Source organism: Sulfitobacter sp. F26169L (genome assembly GCF_026410285.1).
GTDB lineage: Bacteria > Pseudomonadota > Alphaproteobacteria > Rhodobacterales > Rhodobacteraceae > Sulfitobacter.
Genome location: NZ_JAPMLP010000005.1, coordinates 174,790 through 195,418, shown reverse-complemented (window position 1 = coordinate 195,418; position 20,629 = coordinate 174,790). Strand labels below are relative to the sequence as shown.

Annotated in this window: 18 protein-coding genes; 13 read left to right on the top strand and 5 right to left on the bottom strand. The window is 57.8% G+C overall.

From position 1 onward, the window contains the following. Positions 1–37: 37 nt before the first annotated feature. Genes OS189_RS13125 through OS189_RS13110 form a run of 4 tightly spaced genes read right to left on the bottom strand, consistent with a single transcriptional unit; the run spans position 38 to position 5,898 of the window. Positions 38–1,192, bottom strand: a complete 1,155-nt coding sequence (locus OS189_RS13125; protein WP_267167776.1) for an ABC transporter permease — start codon at positions 1,190–1,192, stop codon at positions 38–40. After that, positions 1,189–2,217 (bottom strand): ABC transporter permease, encoded by a 1,029-nt coding sequence (locus tag OS189_RS13120; protein ID WP_267167850.1) that lies wholly within the window; start codon positions 2,215–2,217, stop codon positions 1,189–1,191. Before OS189_RS13120 ends, OS189_RS13125 begins: the two co-directional genes overlap by 4 nt. Further along, the gene (locus OS189_RS13115) at positions 2,217–4,139 is read right to left on the bottom strand and encodes an ABC transporter substrate-binding protein (RefSeq protein WP_267167775.1); all 1,923 of its coding nucleotides are present in this window, start codon (positions 4,137–4,139) and stop codon (positions 2,217–2,219) included. The genes OS189_RS13120 and OS189_RS13115 overlap by 1 nt, the downstream gene beginning before the upstream one ends. After that, positions 4,132–5,898 (bottom strand): ABC transporter ATP-binding protein, encoded by a 1,767-nt coding sequence (locus OS189_RS13110; protein ID WP_267167774.1) that lies wholly within the window; start codon positions 5,896–5,898, stop codon positions 4,132–4,134. The genes OS189_RS13115 and OS189_RS13110 overlap by 8 nt, the downstream gene beginning before the upstream one ends. A gap of 275 nt (positions 5,899–6,173) precedes the next feature. Here OS189_RS13110 and OS189_RS13105 point away from each other — a divergent pair, with 275 nt between their 5' ends. The 10 genes from OS189_RS13105 (at position 6,174) to OS189_RS13060 (ending at position 17,138) form a co-directional block, all read left to right on the top strand. Next, entirely contained in the window at positions 6,174–7,226 is a 1,053-nt protein-coding gene (locus tag OS189_RS13105) for a C4-dicarboxylate TRAP transporter substrate-binding protein (RefSeq protein WP_267167773.1), read from the top strand. A gap of 70 nt (positions 7,227–7,296) precedes the next feature. After that, the gene (locus OS189_RS13100; protein ID WP_267167772.1) at positions 7,297–7,827 is read left to right on the top strand and encodes a TRAP transporter small permease; all 531 of its coding nucleotides are present in this window, start codon (positions 7,297–7,299) and stop codon (positions 7,825–7,827) included. Next, positions 7,827–9,167 carry a TRAP transporter large permease gene (locus OS189_RS13095; protein ID WP_267167771.1) on the top strand — a complete coding sequence of 447 codons (1,341 nt, stop codon included), beginning with the start codon at positions 7,827–7,829 and terminating at the stop codon, positions 9,165–9,167. The genes OS189_RS13100 and OS189_RS13095 overlap by 1 nt, the downstream gene beginning before the upstream one ends. Continuing rightward, positions 9,164–9,940 carry an IclR family transcriptional regulator gene (locus OS189_RS13090; protein WP_267167770.1) on the top strand — a complete coding sequence of 259 codons (777 nt, stop codon included), beginning with the start codon at positions 9,164–9,166 and terminating at the stop codon, positions 9,938–9,940. The genes OS189_RS13095 and OS189_RS13090 overlap by 4 nt, the downstream gene beginning before the upstream one ends. Before the next feature lie 18 nt (positions 9,941–9,958). After that, a complete protein-coding gene (locus OS189_RS13085) occupies positions 9,959–12,055 on the top strand; it encodes a 3-hydroxyacyl-CoA dehydrogenase NAD-binding domain-containing protein (RefSeq protein ID WP_267167769.1) in 2,097 nt (698 codons plus the stop codon). Between the two features lie 40 nt (positions 12,056–12,095). Next, positions 12,096–13,295 (top strand): acyl-CoA dehydrogenase family protein, encoded by a 1,200-nt coding sequence (locus OS189_RS13080; RefSeq protein WP_267167768.1) that lies wholly within the window; start codon positions 12,096–12,098, stop codon positions 13,293–13,295. A gap of 5 nt (positions 13,296–13,300) precedes the next feature. Then, on the top strand, positions 13,301–14,434 hold the full coding sequence (locus OS189_RS13075; RefSeq protein ID WP_267167767.1) for an acyl-CoA dehydrogenase family protein: 1,134 nt from the start codon (positions 13,301–13,303) through the stop codon (positions 14,432–14,434). Further along, entirely contained in the window at positions 14,385–14,846 is a 462-nt protein-coding gene (locus tag OS189_RS13070) for a PaaI family thioesterase (protein ID WP_323380230.1), read from the top strand. The genes OS189_RS13075 and OS189_RS13070 overlap by 50 nt, the downstream gene beginning before the upstream one ends. 13 nt (positions 14,847–14,859) lie before the next feature. Continuing rightward, the gene (locus tag OS189_RS13065; protein WP_267167766.1) at positions 14,860–15,630 is read left to right on the top strand and encodes an oxepin-CoA hydrolase, alternative type; all 771 of its coding nucleotides are present in this window, start codon (positions 14,860–14,862) and stop codon (positions 15,628–15,630) included. 14 nt (positions 15,631–15,644) lie between these two features. Next, positions 15,645–17,138, top strand: coding sequence for a class I adenylate-forming enzyme family protein (locus OS189_RS13060; RefSeq protein ID WP_267167765.1), 1,494 nt, complete (start codon positions 15,645–15,647; stop codon positions 17,136–17,138). Positions 17,139–17,155: 17 nt separating this feature from the next. Here the strand turns inward: OS189_RS13060 and rpe are convergent, their stop codons facing one another. Then, a complete protein-coding gene (gene rpe, locus OS189_RS13055) occupies positions 17,156–17,845 on the bottom strand; it encodes a ribulose-phosphate 3-epimerase (protein WP_267167764.1) in 690 nt (229 codons plus the stop codon). 162 nt (positions 17,846–18,007) lie between these two features. On the opposite strand from rpe, the gene OS189_RS13050 reads away from it, so the two are divergent. Genes OS189_RS13050 through OS189_RS13040 form a run of 3 tightly spaced genes read left to right on the top strand, consistent with a single transcriptional unit; the run spans position 18,008 to position 20,629 of the window. Then, positions 18,008–19,030 carry an ABC transporter substrate-binding protein gene (locus tag OS189_RS13050; protein ID WP_267167763.1) on the top strand — a complete coding sequence of 341 codons (1,023 nt, stop codon included), beginning with the start codon at positions 18,008–18,010 and terminating at the stop codon, positions 19,028–19,030. 59 nt (positions 19,031–19,089) lie between these two features. Further along, complete coding sequence (locus OS189_RS13045; RefSeq protein ID WP_267167762.1) at positions 19,090–19,851, top strand: ABC transporter ATP-binding protein; 762 nt, start codon at positions 19,090–19,092, stop codon at positions 19,849–19,851. Then, positions 19,844–20,629: an ABC transporter permease gene (locus OS189_RS13040; RefSeq protein ID WP_267167761.1), complete on the top strand. Its 786-nt coding sequence runs from the start codon at positions 19,844–19,846 to the stop codon at positions 20,627–20,629. The genes OS189_RS13045 and OS189_RS13040 overlap by 8 nt, the downstream gene beginning before the upstream one ends.

The following is a 20,629-nucleotide window of genomic DNA, read 5'->3' as shown; positions in this document are numbered from 1 at the left end:
GCTGGCCGGGATATTTATGGCCAAAAGAAATAAGGCGTTAGCTGTTATAGGGGTCGAGTGAGGCGCGCAGGCCGTCGCCGAGAAAGTTGAATGCGAGGACAACGACGATGATGGGGAGCATCGGGATGGCCGTCCAAGGGTAGATTTCGATACTTGCAAGGTTTTGCGCATCGTTAAGCATGACGCCCCATGAGACAGCTGGCGCGCGCAAGCCTAGGCCGAGAAAGCTGAGCGCGGTTTCACCGAGGATCATCGCCGGAATCGACAATGTGGCGCTTGCGATCAAATGGCTCATAAAGTTCGGCAGCAGATGGCGGCGAATGACGCGTGATGGTTTTGCGCCCATCATTTCGGCGGCGCGCACATACTCTTCTTCCCGTAAGGATAGGAACTTGGCGCGTACCGCGCGGGCGAGACCAGGCCAGTCGAGGATGCCGAGAATGATCGAAATGATAAAGAACACCGCCACTGGCCCCCAATTGGATGGCACGGCAGCCGACAGGGCGAGCCAGAGCGGGAGTTCGGGCAGGGAGCGCAGGATTTCGATAGCGCGGTTGATTGTCCAGTCGGTTTTGCCGCCGAAATATCCGGCCATAGCGCCGAAAAAGATGCCGAGAATGAAGCTGACCGTGATCCCGATGATGCCAACCGTCAATGACAACTGTGCGCCGTAGAGTATGCGGCTGAACACATCGCGGCCCAGCCTGTCGGAGCCCCAGAGGAATATCGTTGCACCAGTGGGGGCGCAGACCAGATGGGTGTCGGAGGGGATGAAACCCGCGATGTTATAGCGCGCCCCTTCGCAAAAGAATTTTAGCGGCATCGGCGTTGACGTGTCGGTTTCGTATCGCCAGCGATAGTTCTCGAGGTCTGCAACCGCTGTTGTGGCGTAGACATATGGCCCGATGAATGTGCCATTGTGCCAGAGGTTGATGTTCTGTGGGGGGTGATACAGGTGATCCGCGCTCCGCTCGTTTGCGGTGTAGGGGGCGACGAAACCCGCAACCGGCAAGATCAGATAACAAAACAGCAAGAACAATCCCGATACCAGCCCCAGCTTGTGACGGCGGAACTTGCGCCAGACCAGCGCGTAGGCAGGTGCATCGAATTCGGCGCGTTCGGGGGCGGAGAGGTCGGCTGTGTCCGACCACGGTTCCACATCGACGAAGCGATTGTCCGGTTGGATGCTCATGAGGTGCGTCCGCCCATGCGGATACGTGGATCAAGCAGCATCAGCAGCACATCCGATATCATTGTTCCGATCAGGGTCAAAAGCGCTACGAACATCAGGATAAACGCGGCCAGAAACTGGTCTTGGGATTTGAGCGCAGTCAGTAGGTAGGGGCCGATGGTTTGCAACCCCAACACAACCGAAACAAGCACCGAGCCGGAGATCATGGCAGGCAGCAGATTGCCAATGTCAGCGACGAACGGATTGAAGGCCATCCGCAGGGGGTATTTGCGCAACATTTTGCTGGGCTGCATGCCTTTGGCAATTGCGGTTTCTACGTACGGTTTACTGAGTTCATCCAGCATGTTTGCGCGCAGGCGCTGCATCATCGCTGCGGCGCCTGACGTGCCGATAACGAAGGTCGGGACAATCAGGTGTGCCAGGATCGATTTCACCTTGTCCCATGACATCGGCTGGCCTTCGTATTCGGGGCTCATCAATCCGCCGATGGGCAGGTTGAAATATTTGTGCCCGTAGTAGAACAGGATTAGCGCCAGAAGGAAGTTGGGTGTGGCAAGGCCCAGATACCCGACAAATCCGGCTGTGTAGTCGACCCATGTTTCGGATTTTGCGGCCGCCAGTACCCCGAGCGGCAAGGCCACGACATAGACGAACAGCACGGCGGCAAGGTTGACCAGCACGGTCAGCCAGAGGGCATCGCCGACGATCTCGCTCACAGGGCGGTCGAATTCGAAGGACCAGCCGAAATTGCCTTGCAGCAGTCCGGCAAATCCCTGCGGACCGGGCATGAAACCGGCCCAGATCATATATTGCTCCCAGAGGGGGCGGTCGAGCGCGTATTCGCTGCGCAGAAATTCGGCCTTGGCAACTCCTTCGGCTTGACCTGTGGCGCGCAATTCGGCGATCTGGTTGCTGAGGAAATCGCCCGGCGGCAGGTTGATTATCACAAACACCAAGATCGAGACAACCCAGAGTGTCAGCAGCATTGTTGCAAATCGGCTGACGGCATAGCGGAGGATCAATATCATTGGCTTACCTGCATGAAAGCATCGTCAAAATAGAACTCGTCGATCCGGTGGATGCCAAAATGCGCGCCGGGATCATAGGCCCAGATCGCTTCGTCGGGCACATTGCGCAACCTGCGTGAGACGACAACTGGCTGCGGGGCGCTGGATAGGATTCCGATGGCGAATTGCTGGTCTGCGTGGATGGCCAGCATCTCATCCCAGATTGCTGTGCGCTCGGCGGGGTTGTCGGTGTGTGCCCAATCCCATTCCAGTTGGAGCAAGCGTTTTGGTGCTTCCATATCCGGTGCTTCGCCTGCCTGCCCCTTGGTCTGATAGTATTGACCCCATTTGGGCCATGCAAAAAATTCCTGTTGTGTCGGCGCAAGGTATTGCGGAGAGGTTTCGGCGCGCGGCAAGCCATTGTCCCAGCCATACCAGACGGCAGCCATGCCTGTGCCCGCGTAAATCCGGTTGCGCAGGATGTCACGATCAAGGGGGCGCATGATCAGGCGGATGCCCAGGTCTCGCCACGTATCGGTGATTATGGTAAGCGCGTTTTCCACCTCTTGCCGTTCGCCTGCGGTTTCGATGACAAATTCCATCGGGCGCCCGTCTGGCAACTTGCGCAGGCCGTTTCCGGTGCGCTCGGTCAGACCCATTTCATCCAGCAAGCGGTTTGCGTGATCAATGTCCATATCCGACCACGCCTTTAGATAGGCGGGGTTAAACAGCGGGCTGCGGGTGAGCGCAGTCATGCCGCCTTCCTTTGCCATCCCGAAATAGAGAGCGCGGTTAATCATACGCCTGTCGATGCCTAAGCTAAGCGCGCGGCGGAACCGCACATCGCGCATGACCTCGCGCCAGACGGGATCGGCGAAGTTCAGGTTGGGGTAGATAGCGATCTGGCTGGCGGCGCCATTGCTCCACAGCAGGGTGCGGTAGTCGCCACCATCGGTTTCACCTTTTTTCAGTATTGCCACATCGCGAAAATCGAGGCCCCGCGCCTGCAGATCCACTTCGCCTGCGTTCGCTTTTGCCGCGATCAACCCGCCACCTACGACCGTCATTTCGACAACGTCGATATAGGGCAACTGCGTGCCGGCCTTGTCGATGCGGTGGAAATACGGATTGCGCACAAACAGGTTGCGCGATGTGGGCTTGCCCGAGGCGTTCATCCACGGTTGCAGGGTAGGCTGGTCGGGGTTGTCGAATTTGTACATGTTGTCGCGCTTGTTGTGCAGCGCGGCCCAGCTTTTGACACGGGCGGCCAGGATCTCCTGCAGCAGAAAATCAGGATCGGCAAAATCGGCGTGAAACTGTTTAAGATAATGGGCAGGGCGGTAGATAAACGGCGGGCTTGCCTGTGCCAGTAGCGGTAGGAAGTTGGGGTTTGGCGTGGGCCATTCAAACACCACAGTTTGCGCATCGGGGAAAGTGACGCTGCCCAGCTTGCCATCGACTGTCATCCACTCGGGTGGTCCCGAGGGCGTGATCAGCGCATTGTTTGCCACATTATGCCACCAATAGGCAAAATCGGCAGAGGTGAACGGCGCCCCGTCAGACCAGCGATGACCATGACGCAGATGCAGCGTGAATTTGCGATCCTCCTCGACGGTGATATCGCGCAGGATGTCGGGCTTTAGCGAATAATCTTCGGTGTATCCCATCAGCCGCGCATAGCCGTAAACAACCATCTGGCGAATGTCCTTGCTGCGCGACACCAGTGTGCGCAACGTGCCCCCTTGGGTGCCGAGGGTCCTGTCTTTGGCCTTCAGATCGACAACCAGCGGCTGCTGCGGAATGCGCTGCGCGGCGGGCGGCATATTGCCGTCGTTTACTTCGGCGGCCCAAAAGCTGCTTTCCTTTACTTGCACGGATTGGGCCAGCGCAGGCATGGCCCACAGAACCAGCGCGGCGGCGGTAACCAGAAGATTACGCATGACAACGCACCATATGGCCAGGCTCCAGCTCGCGAAGGGCAGGGGCAGTTTCATCCTTAAAACGGAACATTTCCGGCCAGTCTGCGGGGCTGCCTGCACCTTTTGCGACAAGATCAAGGTCAATTGGCCGGCTGATGTCAGGCTCGGGCTGGGCAGCGATCAGCGCACGGGTGTAGGGGTGTTGCGGGTTGTAGAACAACGTATCGGGCGGCGCTTGCTCGACAATGACACCGGCACGCATCACTGCCACCTCGTCGGCGATACGCGCAACGACTGCCAGATCGTGCGAGATAAACAGATAGCTTAATCCGGCTTCGTCGCGGATATCTTCCAGCAAGCCGAGAATTTGATCCTGAACCGACACATCCAGCGCCGATGTCGGCTCGTCACAGACCAGCAGCTTCGGATCAAGGGTCAGCGCACGCGCTATTGACAAACGCTGGCGCTGGCCGCCTGAAAACGCATGGGGGTAGCGTGGCAGCATATCCGGGCTGAGCCCGACCATACGGATCATTTCGACAGCTTTTTCACGGCGCTGTGTGCGTGTGCCGATGCGGTGAATCTCTGCCGGTTCCATCAGGGCGTCCTGCACCCGCATACGAGGTGACAGGGATGAATAAGGGTCTTGAAACACCATTTGCGCATCGCGTTGGAAACTGCGGCGCTGGGTTTTGCTCATCGCGTGGACCTGCAGCGGCGCTTCACCCGCGTTCGGCGTAAACAGCACTTCGCCACCGGCATCCGGCGTGATTGCCCCCAAAGCGATTTGCGCACAGGTTGTTTTGCCCGAGCCGCTTTCCCCGACAACGGCCAGCGTTTTGCCGCGTGGCAGTTTCAGATCAACATTCCGGCAGGCGGTGATCAGGGCAGGCGGCCGCCAGCCACTTGTGCGCAGGGCAAAGGTTTTGGTGACGTTCCGGATATCCAGTATCAGATCGCCGTGGGGCATGGTGCGGGCGGGGGCAGCCACAGCGGGGATCATCGGTGCGGCGGCAAACAGCTTTTTGGTATAGCCGTGGGCGGGGGCGCCCAGCACGGCCTTTGCGCTGCCGGCCTCCATCACGCGGCCCTTGTTCATCACCACAACCTGATCGGCCATATTTGCAACAACGCCCAGATCATGGGTGACCAGAATAACGGACATCCCTGTTTCGGCCTGAAGATCCTTGATCAGGCCCAGCACCTGGGCTTGGGTGGTGACATCCAGTGCTGTTGTCGGTTCGTCCGCGATCAGCAGATCAGGTTTTGATATCATCGCCATGGCGATCATTGCGCGCTGGCGCATCCCGCCTGACATCTCGAAGGGATAGCTGGACCATGCGCGCGCCGGATCGGCAAAACCCACGCGCTCGAACTGCGCAAGCACACGTTGCCTTGCATCGGCTGCGCTGATGCTTTGATGCAGATGCAAAACCTCGGCCACCTGATTTCCGATACGGTGCAGCGGAGAAAGCGAACGCATCGGCTCTTGGAAAATCATCGAAATCCGGCTGCCGCGCAGCGCGCGAATTTGGCGTTCGGGGGCTTTCAGCAAATCCTGCGTCACACCGTCGTGCGAAAAATTTATTTGGCCTCCGCGCAGCTGTGCCGTTGCAGGCAGGATTCGCATGACAGAACGGCAGGTAAGCGTTTTGCCAGACCCGCTTTCTCCGACAAGGGCAAGTGTTTCGCCGCTTTCCACAGAAAACGACACATTCTGCACCACGGGATCCGATTTACCGAATCCGATTGTCAGTGATGATACGTCCAGCAGTGGCATTGATGTTCCCCGTCCCTGTTGCGGAGTGAAACCGATAACAGTGAAAACGTCCAGCGTTGTTCGGGCATAGTTACGCTATGTTCCGGAGTTGTTTTCAAGGGTGAAGCCGTATCCGGCCACAAGCGATGGCAAACATGTGCGCAGGCGGCATTGTTTTGCACATGAAATTACCGGTGCAACTTTTGCTTGCTTGTCGAAAAATGCTGAGTAAGGTGGCTTTACAAAAATGAAACTAAGTTTCGCATTGCGAAACAACTAGTCTAGATAGGGATCTTATGAATTTTCTGAAAAAGACAGCGCTGGCCGCTGCAATGACAATCGCCGCATCAGCGGGCTACGCCGAAACAACACTGATTCACGGCGAGGCCGGCCCGAACCGCGGCGCGCGTGCGGCTGCACTGCAATGGTTTGCCGACCAGGTTGGCGAGCGTTCGGGCGGGGATGTCAAGATCGACATTCAATGGGGCGGTGCGTTGTTCAAGGCGAAAGCCTCGATGCAATCCATTGCTGACGGCGTCGCTGATATGGGAACAGTGATCGCGGTTTATTATCCGCAGGATCTGGTTGCTTACGGGATTGCCGATTTGCCGGTGAACAACCCTGACGCATGGGTTGGCATGCGCGCCACGGACGAGCTGATGCGCTCGGATGTGATGCAGAACAACTTTGCCGACAAGGACTTGCGCTATATCGGCACGTGGACCACTTCGCAGGTCAACATCGGCTGTAAAGATACGGCAATCCGCACTGTTGCCGATATTGCCGGCAAAAAAGTGCGCGGCGTTGGCGCATATGGCAAAGTGATGGGTGAAGAAGGTGCGAACCTGGTGTCGATGTCCATCTATGATGCCTATCAGGGTCTTGATACCGGCCTGCTGGATTGCTCGCAGGGCTATTCCTACGCTGTTACCGCTCTGAAGCAGGAAGAAGTGATGACAAGCTACACGTTGCTAAACTGGGGTCAGGTCGGTGGACTTGGCATCTTCATGAACCTTGATGCCTATGAAGGGCTGACAGACGAACAGCGTGACGTGATCAACAAAACCGGCATGGACATGGCGGACGAGTTCGGCCGCATGATCACTGAAGCCAACGAAGCTGCCATTGTCACTATGAAAGAGCAGGGCGTCGAAGTGATCGATCTGGAAGCAGGCGAGCGCGACAAGCTGGTCGAATCCGGTAAAAAGTTCCTTGACCAGTGGGTCGAGAACGCAAACTCCGGCGGTCTTGATGGTGCAGCGCTGCTGGATCAGTACAGAGAACTATTGGCGAAATACACTGCCGAGCGTGATGCAAACGGCTACCCTTGGGCCAAAAAATCCAACTAAGTTCGGGCTGACAGGGCAGGGCCGTGATGGCCCTGCCAATCAAATTCCATTGAAATAGGGAGCAGAACCCATGCTGGTGCCGCTTGAGAAAATTCTACTGGCGCTTGGCGCGCTGGCTGTGATCCTGCTCGGGGTGCTTATAACCTCCAACGTGATCGCCCGTGCGGCGTTCAACTCCTTTATTCCTGACAGTGTCATCATGGTGCGCGAGTTGATGGTTGCGGCGATTTTGCTGCCATTGGCGGCTGCAACAACGCAACGCGCGCATGTTTCTGTGGCCTTTCTGTCCGATCGTTTTCCGGTGCGTTTTCGTAGCTGGTTGATCGTCGCAGGATCGCTGGTCGGAATGATCGCGCTGGCACCCCTAATTTACAAAGGTGTTCTGGAACTGATGAAAGTGATCGAGCGCGGCTCGTTCTTTTCGGGTGATCTGGATCTGCCGAAATGGCCGGGGTACTTGTTTTTTGTATTAGGGCTGGGCGCCGCCTGGCTGCGTCTGCTGGAGCTATTTGTGCGAGATCTCCGCACAGTCCTCGCGGGCGGGACGGTCTCGGACGAGCAACAACACGCCGGTGACTTGTTGGAAGAGGGACATAACTGATGGATCCGTCAACAGTTGGCATGGTGGCCTTTGCGGCCGTTCTCCTATTACTTGCTTTCCGTATCCCGATTGCTTTCACACTGGCATCCATTGCGACAATCGGTGCGTTTGTGATCTACGCCTTTCGCAGTGGCAGCTTTGATCCCAGTCGCGCGATCAAGCCGACATCGTCGATGGTGTTTTCAAATTCGTACGATCTGGTTCACAGCTACGAACTGTCGATGATCCCGCTGTTTGTGGCGCTGGGCCATATCGCCTACAAGGCGGACATCACGACCAAAATCTATCACGCGGCAAAAGTATGGCTGACCAAGCTTCCCGGTGGTGTGGCGATGGCATCGGTGATGGGGTGCGGCGGGTTTTCCGCGATTACCGGATCGTCCATTGCCTGCGCGTCGACCATGGGGAAAATCTGTACACCTGAAATGCTGCGGATGGGGTATGATCCCCGCCTTGCAACCGCGTCTGTGGCCGCTGGTGGTACGCTTGGCTCACTCATCCCGCCGTCGGTTTTGTTCATTATTTATGGCATCTTTACCGAAACATCGATTTCGGCGCTTTTCCTCGCAGGTATCTTGCCGGGCTTGCTGACGCTGGCAGGGTTCATTCTTGTGATTGCAGTCTGGGTCTATGTGAACCCCGCCGTGGCACCAGCAAATGATATTCGATACACTGCGCGCGAACGCTGGATCGCTGCCTTGGAAAGTTGGCCTGCGGTGTTGCTGTTTGTCGTCATTATCGGGGGTATTTACGGCGGCATCTTTACCGCAACCGAGGCCGCTGCCGTCTGTGTGGTGGCTGCCACCCTGATTGGATTTGCGCAGAAAAAACTGACACTGGTAGAGCTGTGGGAGGCTGTGAAAGAAACTTGCGTGCAAACTTCGGCGATTTTTATTATCGCCGCCTGTGCCAAGATTTTTGTAGCGTTTATCGCCCTGACAGGCGTTGCGCCTGTGATTGTCCAGTCGGTAACGGATGCTCAGCTGAGTGTGGTAATGCTGTTGATCGCCATCGCGGTGATTTATCTGCTGCTGGGCATGTTCCTTGACCCCATCGGGATCATGGTACTCACGTTGCCACTGATGATCCCGCTGGTCGAAAGCTATGATCTGAACCTGATCTGGTTTGGCGTTGTCGTGATCAAACTGCTGGAGATCGGATTGATCACACCGCCCGTCGGCCTCAACGTGTTTGTAATCGCCAATGTCGTGGGCCGTGATGCGCCGATAGACAAGATATTTGCAGGCATCACCCGCTTCCTGAGTGTTGATTTCATCGTGTTGATCCTGATCATGTCCTTCCCGATGATCTCGCTGCTGATACCAATGGCGGCAAAATGACGGATCAAGGCGCGGACAGGAAGTTTGCGAACACGCTGGCGCGCGGCCTTGGTGTGCTGCGTGCCTTCCGCGCCAGTGATAACGGACTGACCCATGCGCAAATTTCCGAGCGCACGGGTCTGCCCAAACCTACTATTTCGCGCCTGACCTACACGCTGTGCGAGCTGGGTTACCTAAGCCATGGTGGCCGCAACGAGCGGTTTCACCTTGGGCCAGCCGCAATTGTGCTAGGCTCTGTCGCCTCGGTGGCGGTTAGCTTCGTTGACATGGTCAGCGACGACATGCAGCGGCTGGCGGATAACACCGGCACGCTTGCACTGATTGCCGTGCGCGACGGCGAGCGGATGATGCTGGTGCGCACCTGGCGTCCTGCAACGGCCTCTACCATCTGGCTGGAGCCGGGCCATCGTGTGCCGTTGGGCGGATCGTCCTCGGGCATGGCGTTTCTTGCCTCGCTTGACGCTGAACGCTTTGAAGCATTGAATCCCGATGATGAAATACGCAACTTCCGGCAGGACGGCTACAGCCAGTTGCTGGAGCTGGGGTTTGTCGTCGCGCCCGAAGCGGGGCGATATGCAACCTCTGTGAATGCCGTGAGTGTTCCCTTTTATGTGGGGGAGTTTGGCGAGGTGGTCGCATTCACCTGTGGTGCCACTCCCCGCGATCTGCCCCGAAACAGAATGATAACAGAAGTAGGCCCCGCCCTGCACGCCCTTGTCAAAGAGCTTGAATCCCGTACCGGCCGTGTCCCCACACTCAGCCGGCGCGGATAGACCAGAAAGAGAAATCAAATGTCCGACCCCGTATCCTATTCTGTTCATGGTGCCATTGCCGTGCTGTGTATCAACAATCCACCGGTTAACGCATTGTCACAGGCGGTGCGTCAGGGCTTGTCGGACGGGATGGACCGTGCCGAGCAAGAAGATGATCTGAAGGCAGTGCTGATCGTGGGCGAGGGGCGCGCGTTTATTGCGGGTGCCGACATCACCGAATTCGGCAAACCCCCGATGGAACCGAACCTGCCCGATCTATGTACACGCATCGAAGCTTCGCCATTGTTGGTGGTGGCCTCCATGCACGGCGTTACATTGGGAGGCGGGTTGGAGGTGGCGCTCGGAGCGCATTACCGCATCGCACAACCGAACGCGCGTCTGGGTCTGCCCGAGGTCAACCTGGGCCTGCTTCCGGGGGCGGGAGGTACGCAACGAATGCCGCGTCTGACAGGGGCCGACAAGGCGATCGAGATCATAACATCGGGCCGGCAGATCAAAGCCGAAGAAGCCCTTGATCTGGGCCTTCTGGACAAGATCGAAGAGGGCGATCCGCAGGAAGTCGGCCTTGCATACGCGATGGATCTGATTGCCACCGGTGCGCCGCGGCGGGCTATTTCTGAAATGCCTCCCGCGGAACCTGTTGACTGGGATGCCGCCCATGAAGGCGCGACAAAAAAGGCGCGTGGCCAGATCAGTCAGGGCGCGATTGTGCGCGCTGTGCAGGCAGCATCGGAAATGACCTTCGAAGAAGGTATGCGCCATGAACGTGCGCTGTTCACCGAGTTGCTGCACAGTGATCAGAGCAAAGGCATGATCCACGCGTTTTTCAACGAACGCGCCGTCAGCAATCTGCCGGAACTTAAAGGCGTGACGCCACGCGCCCTGCAATCCATTGGCGTGATCGGTGGTGGCACCATGGGGGCTGGCATTGCTACTGCTGCACTGCTGGCGCAAATGCAGGTTGTTCTGATCGAAACAGGCGAGGAGCAGGCTGCCGCCGCCAAAAGCCGGATCGTGGGCAATCTGCAAGGCGCATTGAAACGTGGCAAGATCAGCCAAATGCAATTTGATGCGCTGACCACAACCGCCCTGACGGTTGCGGTGAATTATGACAGCCTGCGTGATGTCGATCTGGTGATCGAAGCGGTGTTCGAAGATATGAGTGTCAAGAAAGAGGTTTTTGCCAAATTAGACGCTGTGTGCAAGCAGGGTGCGGTTTTGGCCTCCAACACATCATATCTGGATGTCGATGAAATTGCCGCGGCCACCTCACGCCCTGCGGATGTGATTGGCCTGCACTTTTTCTCTCCCGCGCATGTGATGAAACTGCTCGAAGTTGTCGTCGCCGATAAAACCGCGATTGATGTGGTTGCAACAGGGTTCGAGCTGGGCAAACGTCTGGGCAAAATCTCGGTCCGGGCGGGGGTTTGTGACGGGTTTATCGGTAACCGTATTCTGGCGGTTTATCGGGCGGCAGCGGATCACATGGTGCTGGACGGCGCATCGCCCTACCAGATTGACAAGGCGTTGACTGATTTCGGTTTTGCGATGGGGCCTTTTGCGGTGGCCGACCTTGCCGGGCTTGATATCGGCTGGATGACGCGCAAGCGAAAAGCACCCGATCGCCACCCCGATGAACGCGTGCCTACCTATATCGACCGCTTGTGCGAGGATGGTCATTTTGGCCGCAAGACAGGCGAAGGCTATTACTTGTACGAAGCAGGCGCACGCGCCAGTGCCCCGAACCCCAAAATCCCCGAACTTATCGCCGCCGAGCAGGCAGAGTTGAAAATTACGCCACGTGATTTCAGCGACGAAGAGATTGTCAGGCGCTACATGTGTGCGATGGTGAACGAAGCTGCAAAAGTGGTGGATGAAGGCATTGCCCGACGCCCTGCTGATGTGGATATGGTGCTGCTCTTTGGCTACGGTTTTCCGCGCCATCTGGGGGGGCCGATGAAATGGGCCGATTTGCAAGGGCTGCCGAATGTGCTGGCCGATATTGAACGGTACGCGAAAGAGGATGCGTGGTTCTGGCAGCCTGCACCGTTGCTGAAAACCCTTGTGGCGGAAGGCCGCAGCTTTGATGACCTGAACCGCGCGGCAGCTAAGTAATGCTCTAGCGAAACCGATCGACTGAAAAGAGGATATCCGAATGGACCTGAGTTATTCTGACGAAGAAATTGCCTTCCGTGACGAAGTACGTGCGTTTATGGAAGAGAAAGTCACCCCCGAGTTGCGTGAAAAAGTGCGCGGCAAGGGCGAGTTGACCAAAGCAGATATGGAAGCGTGGCATGCCACGCTGAACGAACGCGGCTGGCTGGCCCCGAACTGGCCCAAGAAATTCGGCGGTGCCGAGTGGAACGCGGTACAAAAACACATCTTTGAGGAAGAAGCTGCCGCTGCAAGCGCCCCGCGCATCGTGCCTTTTGGCCTTGGTATGCTGGCACCTGTATTGCAAAACTTCGGCTCCAAAGAGCAGAATGATTACTGGCTGCCCCGCATTCTGAACGGTGATGACTGGTGGTGTCAGGGCTACTCCGAGCCGGGCGCAGGGTCTGATCTGGCGTCTTTGAAAACTACAGCGGTCAAGAATGACGCTGGCACGCATTACATCGTAAACGGTCAGAAAACATGGACCACGCTGGGCCAGCACGCCAATATGATTTTCTGTCTCGTGCGCACCGACAAGGACGTAAAGCAGCAGGAAGGAATCTCGTTCCTGCTGATTGATATGGAAACACCAGGCATCGAGGTACGCCCGATTATCCTGCTGGATGGCACGCCCGAGGTGAACGAAGTCTTTTTCAACGACGTCGAAGTACCGGTCGAAAATTTGGTCGGCGAAGAGAACAAAGGCTGGACCTATGCCAAGTTCCTTCTCACCCACGAGCGTACAAACATCGCTGGTGTCGGATTTTCGCAGGCGGGTCTAACATCGGTCAAACGGCTGGCGCGTGCTGAAATGGCAGGTGGCAAGCCGCTGATCGAAAACCCGCATTTTGCAGCGCGTGTGGCGCAGGTGGAAATTGATCTGATGGCCATGTCGACGACGAACATGCGCATCGTATCCAAGGCGGCGGCGGGTCAGGCACCGGGTGTTGAATCGTCGATGCTGAAGGTCAAAGGCACGATTATCCGTCAGGAAATCAACGATCTCGCGCGCCGTGCGGCTGGCGTTTATGCAATGCCCTTTGCCTCCGAAGCGGTTGAGGGATCAAACGAAGTGCTGCCCGATCCGCTGGACGCCGGCCCGGTTGCGGCGAAGTATTTCAACAATCGCAAATTGTCGATCTTCGGCGGATCAAACGAGATCCAGCGCGGGATCATCGCAAAAGTAACAATGGGGAGCTGAGGCACATGAATTTCGATCTGACTGAAGAGCGGCAAATGCTGCAAGACACGCTGCGCCGCTTCCTGCGGGACCGTTATGATACGGAAACCCGCAATAAAATTCTGGACAGCGACAGCGGCATGTCGTCCGACATCTGGAACGAGCTGGCAGAGTTGGGCGTGATCGGCGCATTGTTCACCGAAGAGCAGGGCGGCTTCGGCGGCAAGGGTTTCGACATTGCCGTGGTGTTCGAAGAACTGGGCCGCGCCGGTGTGGTCGAGCCTGTTCTTGATACCGCAGTTCTGGCCGGTGGTCTGATTGCCGATCTGGGCACTGAAGATCAGCAGGCGCACCTTGAAGACCTGATCGGCGGAAGTCTGCAACTGGCATTCGCCCACGGCGAGCCGACCAGCCGCTATGATTTGACCCGCGTTGGTACAACAGCATCCGAAAAAGGGGATGATATCATCCTGAATGGTCGCAAGGCTGTGGTGGTGAATGCCGAAGCTGCGGACATGCTGGTTGTCTCTGCCCGCGAAAGCGGTGAGGTCGATGATGCCGATGGCATTTCGCTGTTCCTTGTGCCCAAGGACGCCAAGGGCCTGAGTGTTCAGGGCTATGCGCTGTTGGCGGGGGGCCGCGCGGCAGAGGTTACACTGGATGATGTGGCGGTTCCCGCCTCCGCACGCCTTGGTGAGGCGGGCAAGGCAGCCGCTGCAATTGAGGCGCGCATGGCGGCGGCGAACGTGGCGCTGACTGCGGAAACACTGGGCGCGATGGAAACTGCCTGCGCACTGACCAAGGAATACCTTGGCACGCGCAAACAGTTCGGCCGCCCGATCGGTACGTTTCAGGCATTGGCGCACCGCTACTCCGATCTGTTGATCGAGATGGAACAGGCCCGCTCTGCGGTGATCCTGATTGCAGGCCATCTGGAAGCGGACCGCGACACGCGCGAACGCCATGTTTCATCCACCAAAAACCTGATCGGCCGCGTTGGCCGTCTGGTAGGGGAGGAGTCGATCCAGTTGCACGGCGGGATAGCGATGACACAGGAATACGAACTGGCCCATATCGCCAAGCGTATTGTCATGGCGGATCACCGTTTCGGTGACGTTGATCATCATCTGGAGCGTTTCATTGCCCTCACAGCAGCCTGAGCAGGAAGCCGGTCTTATCTATGGTGAGACCGGCACCCAACGATTGTTGGGATATGTGGTGGACGTGCGCGACAGGCTGCACGGACGCTGCATTCTTGATGTAACCGAACACCATCTGAACCGGCATGGCGTCTTGCATGGCGGCATCGCGGCAACGCTGCTGGACAATGCCTGTGGCACGACAGGGTCGCTGACCGTGGATTCCACGGGCAAGGCGCCGTTCCTGACAGTTTCGATGAATACCCAGTTTCTGGGTGCCGGACTGCCGGGGCGGATGACCGCCACAGGCACGGTGACGGGGGGCGGGCGGCGCTTGCTGTTTATCTCTGCCGAACTGCGCCACGAAGACGGGACATTGGTGGCCACCGCAACCGGCGTTTTCAAACGCGTACCAACAGAAAAACTGACCTGAACGGGAGATCGACATGAGCGCACGGCTCGAAGACGCAGGCGACCGCCTGATTATCTGGAACGGCAATACAGACAAACGCGGCGCGCTCTCGCCCGAGCTTTATGCCTGCATTCTGCAAGCCTGCGAACTGGCCAAAGAACGCCGCGTTCGCTCGATCATACTCACCTCCGACGGGCCGTTTTTCTGCGCGGGTGGCAACCTCAACGTGTTGATTTCGCGCCGCGAGATGCCAGAGGAAGACCGCCGCGCCGCGATCGACTCCCTGCATGACGTTATCCGCGCGATGCGTGGCGCCCCTGTGCCGATTGTTGCCGCAGTTGAAGGCGGTGCTGCCGGTGCGGGCCTTAGCCTTGCAATGGCCTGTGATGTTATCGTCGCGGCAGAGGGGGCGAAATTTGTCGCCTCTTACGTCAAGGCGGGGCTGGTGCCGGATGGCGGTCTGACGGCGCATCTGGCGCGCGCTGTGCCGCGTCAATTGACGATGGAAATGTGTTTGCTGGCCCAGCCGGTTCCGGCAGAGCGGATGCATTCACTGGGTGTTGTGAGCGCTGTAACACCTCAAGGTGGCGCAATGGATGTTGCACGCACCTTTGCAGACCGCTTCGCCGCGGGCCCGCGTGATGCCCACGGCGCGATCCGCAGACTGGTCGCCTCAGCCTACGAGGGAACCGAGGCAGAACAACTCGCGATTGAACGTGATGAAATGGCCCACGCAATCGGCGCACCCGAAGCTGCCGAAGGTATCGCCGCATTTTTAGAAAAACGCAGTCCGAAATACGGCTGACGGAGGAGCGCCACATGGCACGGGTTGAAGAATTTTTGAAAGATCGCGTCGCAGCGGCACCGGACAGCACCGCATTGAGCGATTCAAGCAGTGTGCGGTGGAGCTATGCCGATCTGGATCGTGCCAGCGACGATCTGGCAGCCGAATTGCGCGGGATCGGGGTGCAAGCCAATGACCGTGTGCTGCTTTTGGTCGAAAACTGCGCTGCAGCAGTGGCGGCGTTGCACGCCACATGGAAGCTGGGCGCGGTGATCATTCCGTTCAACGCCCGCCAGACCGAAGCCGAAGTGGCGCGCGTGATCGATCACGCAACCCCCGCCGCAATTGTGATGACATCGCATGTTTCCCCCGATGCCGCAGCACATGGCGCGCGTATGAATGCAAAGGAAATTACCGGCGCATTCGGCACCCTTCTACTGGCCAGTGGCGCCACCGACCCCGATGCAGATTTGTCCGATGTCGCGGTATTGTTGTACACAACCGGCACCACGGGTGACCCGAAAGGCGTGATGATGACCCACGCCAATGTGCGCTTCGGGGGTATCTCCTCCAGCAATCTGCGACAGATGGTGCCGGATGACGTGGTCTATGGCGTCCTCCCGATGAGCCACGTGTTCGGTCTGGTATCTGTCCTGACAGCGGCATGTTGCGCGGGCGCGCACGTGCAGATTGAATCGCGGTTTTCGGCGCAAAAGCTGTATGATGCGGCGATGGGCGGTGTCACGATCATTCCGGCCGTGCCGCAGATGCATGCGATGGTGATGCAGCACACAAAAGAGCAGGGCATGACGCGTTTGGGCGCGCCTGCGCTGCGCTATGTTTCCTCCGGCGGTGCGCCGCTTGATCCGGCATGGAAGCGCAAGGCCGAAGCGTTTTACGAACTGCCCTTGCAGAACGGTTTTGGCATGACCGAAACAACGTCGGGTGCGACGGCCACAAACAATCCGATCGGATCGCCGGATATTTCCGTAGGGCCGGTCACGCCGGGCACACAGGTGAAAATTGATCCCGATGCGCCGGGTGGCAATGGTGTGGACGAAGGGGAAGTAATGGTATTCGGCCCCCACGTGATGAAGGGTTATTATCGCAACCCTGCCGAGACAGCCAAGGCGCTGGACAGCGCAGGCTGGCTGCGCACAGGTGATCTGGGCAAGATTGACGAGAAGGGCCATTTGCATATTCTTGGCCGCTCGAAAGAGCTGATCATTCACGGTGGCTTTAACGTCTACCCGCCGGAGGTAGAGGCCGCGTTAAACGATCACCCGCAAGTGATCCAGTCAGCCGTTGTAGGGCGCACCAAAGACGGTGACGAAGAAGTGCTTGCGTTTGTACAGGTGTCTGAAACCGACAGACCGGATATCGAAGACCTGCGCGCCTTTGTCAAAGAACGCCTTGCCGGATACAAACGCCCCAAACACATCATTCTTGCAACGTCATTGCCTGCCGCGCCGACAGGAAAGCTGCTTAAACACAAGATGATCGCCGCTTTTGCGGATCAACTGCCCTAAGGGTCGCGGCTGCCGCGCTAGACGTAGACGCCAGCGGCAGCTTCGCGGATAGCGCGGATATTTTTGCCATAAGGTTCCGGGTTTTCCACTGATCCGCCTTTGAACACGGCAGAGCCTGCAACCAGCACGTCAGCCCCCGCCGCCACAACAAGCGGCGCGGTAGACGGATCAACACCGCCGTCAATTTCGATGTGAACGGGGCGGTCGCCGATCATGTTGCGCAGCGTCTTGATCTTGGCGCTCATGTCGATGAATTTCTGTCCGCCAAAACCGGGGTTCACTGTCATCACGCAAACCAGATCGGTGAGGTCCAGCAAGTGGGCGACAGCCTCCGCAGGTGTGCCGGGGTTAAGTGCAACGCCTGCTTTTGCTCCTGTAGCGCGGATCGCCTGAAGGGTGCGGTGAATGTGTGGTCCTGCCTCGACATGCGCGGTAATGATATCGGCACCCGCATCTGCAAACCCGTCAATATAGGCATCGACGGGCGAGATCATCAAATGCACATCCATCACGCCTTTTATGTGGGGGCGGATGGCGGCGCAGGTGGCCGCGCCGAAGGTGATGTTGGGCACAAAATGCCCGTCCATCACATCGACGTGTACCCAATCCGCGCCTTGCGCCTCCACAGCGGCACATTCGGCGCCGAAATTGGCAAAGTCGGACGCAAGGATGGACGGGGCGATTTTGAGCGAGCGGTCGAAGGACATGGGGATGAGGCCTTTGGCTGATGGGGTTGGTGTGCTGATAACGCCTGCGCGCAAGCAGGGCAATCAACACACACGGTATTTGTGGCAATAGCACGCTGGTTGCTTGACTTGACGGTTGAGGCAGGGGCACTCTGCCGCCAGATACAGATCAGGGGAAACAACATGACCAATCTCACACGGCGTCAGACACTTGGCGGTTTGGCCGCTTCTGCGGCAGCGCTTGGGCTGGCCGCACCGGCGATTGCGCAGGGGCGCAAGATTACGGTTGGCGCGCTGCGCTTTACCAGCCACTCGGGCACCTTTGTCGCCTACGAGCGGGAGTATTTCAAACAGGCCGGTCTGGACGTCGAGGTCAAGTTCTTTCAGGCCGCGCAGCCGATGGCCGTGGCCATTGCGAGCGGTGATGTTGATTATGCAATAACGGCAATTTCAGGCGGGTTGGTTTCATTGGCTGACAAGGGCGCGATCAAGGTTATCGGCGGCTCCCTTCAGGAAGAGCCGGGCATCGACGGGCAGAAATTTCTTGCATCTGATGCAGCGTTCAAGGCTGGCATCACGTCGCCTGCGATGCTGGATGGTAAATCCTACGGGATCAGCACCGCTGGTTCGTCTTTCCACTATATGGGCGCAAAAATGGCCGCAGCTGAAGGCATTGAACTGAAGTTCAAGCCGCTGCAAAAAGTGGGGGCAATCATAGGTGCGTTGAAATCGGGCCAAATAGACGCTTGGTCCATCGTGCCCCATATCGCCAAGCCATTGGCAGGGTCGGGTGCGGTGCATATCATCGGTGACGTGGCGACCTATCTGCCCGATTATCAGGTGACCACCGTATTCACCTCAGCCAAAAACGCCGCAGACGAACGCCAGATGACGCAAGATTATCTTGCGGCCTATTCCAAAGGTGTGGCGGATTACAACGCGGCGATGATTGCCAAAGACGGTGGCGATGATGGAGTAAACGCGATGGTCGATCTGATCCATAAATACGTCTACACAGATCGCCCGCGTGAAAAAGCGGCACCATCGATCATCAACGGCACCATGCGCCTGAACGAGGGCGCAAAGATGAACGTCGCCTCTGTGCGCGATCAGCTGGAGTGGTTTCAGTCGGAAGATCTGGTGGGCAAGGATATCCCGCTCGACGCTTTGATCGATACCTCATATGTGGAAACATCAGGCGCGTAATTTCAGCGTAGTGACCACAGGGCCGGGCCTTTGGTCCGGTCTTTTTCATTGGAGGGCGTATGGATCTCAAACTTGATGCGGTCACGCATCGGTATAGCGACACGGTCGTCCTGCGTGATATCTCGCTTGATGTTCCATCGGGGCGGATCACCTGCATTGTGGGGCCGTCGGGGTGTGGCAAATCCACGCTGTTGCGTCTGCTGGGCGGTTTGGAAAAGCCCAGCGAAGGGGCCGTGCGCCAGTTGGGCGCGCCGCCCCAAGGATGCCTGAACGCCCTGACCTATATTTTTCAAGACTTCGCATTGTTGCCGTGGCGTACGGTCGCGGGCAACGTGGCGCTGGTGCTGGAAGATCACCGCGTGGAAAATCAAAGCGAGATCATCGCAGATGTTCTGGCGCGCACACGGCTCACGGATTTTGCGGGTGCATTGCCGAAACAACTGTCGGGCGGCATGAAGCAGCGCGTGGCGATTGCCCGTGCGCTGGCTGTTAACCCTGCGGTTATGCTGATGGACGAACCGCTTAGCGCGCTTGACAGCCAAACGCGCGAATTGCTGATGGATGATCTGGTCAATCTGTGGACGCGCACACCCTTCACCGCAGTGTACGTCACCCACAATCTGGCCGAGGCTGTGCGTCTGGGTCACCGGATTGTGGTTCTGTCCCGCCGACCGGGCGAGGTGCGCGAGATTGTCGAAATCGACACGCCGCTAGAGGCGCGCGCACATGGTGATCCGGTATTGGATGCGCAGCAACAACACCTCTGGGGGTTGATGCGCGATGAAGCGGCAGCAGCAGATGCGGAGTTGATGAATGTCTGATCAGGTTCCTTTTCGCGGGGGCGGTTTCGCGCCCGTTCCTGTGCGCGGAGTCGGGATTGTTGTGTTTGTCGTGCTGATTGCGCTGGCCGAATGGGGCACGCGCAGCGGTTGGATATCATCGCTGACACTGCCCAGACCGTCCGATGTGTTGGGCACATTTGCCGAATTGTGGCAAAGCGGATTGTTGTTCAAACACCTGCTGCCCTCGCTCAGCCGCTTGGCCGTTGGTGCCACGACGGGCGCAATCGCGGGAATTACTATCGGTGTGCTGATCGGATTGTTTGCCTACGCCCGCGCAGGGCTCGTCCCGCTGGTCGCGGCGCTGTTCCCGATCCCCAAAATCGCGCTTTTGCCGCTGTTTGTGATCTGGTTCGGCATTGACGAGGGTAGCAAATACGCGCTGATCGCCTTTGGCACCTTCACGCCAACCGTGGTTGCCACCTATGCCGCCGTTGATAACGTTGATCGCACGCTGATCCGCATGGGGCAGAGCTTTGGCCTGTCGTGGTGGTCGATTGTGCGCAAGATCGTATTGCCGGGGGCTATGCCGGGTATCCTGTCGGGCCTGCGCATTTCGCTGACGATTGCGATCATCCTGCTGGTTGCTGCAGAAATGCTGGGTGCTGAATACGGGATTGGCGCATACATTCTGGAGGCGGGAAGCCTCTATGATCTGGAGCGTTTGTTTGCGGGTGTTGTCATTCTGTCTGTTCTGGGTGTGATCGTTTCGTCGATCATCGGTTTGCTGGAACGCCACGTCTTGCGTTGGCGGGTCTAG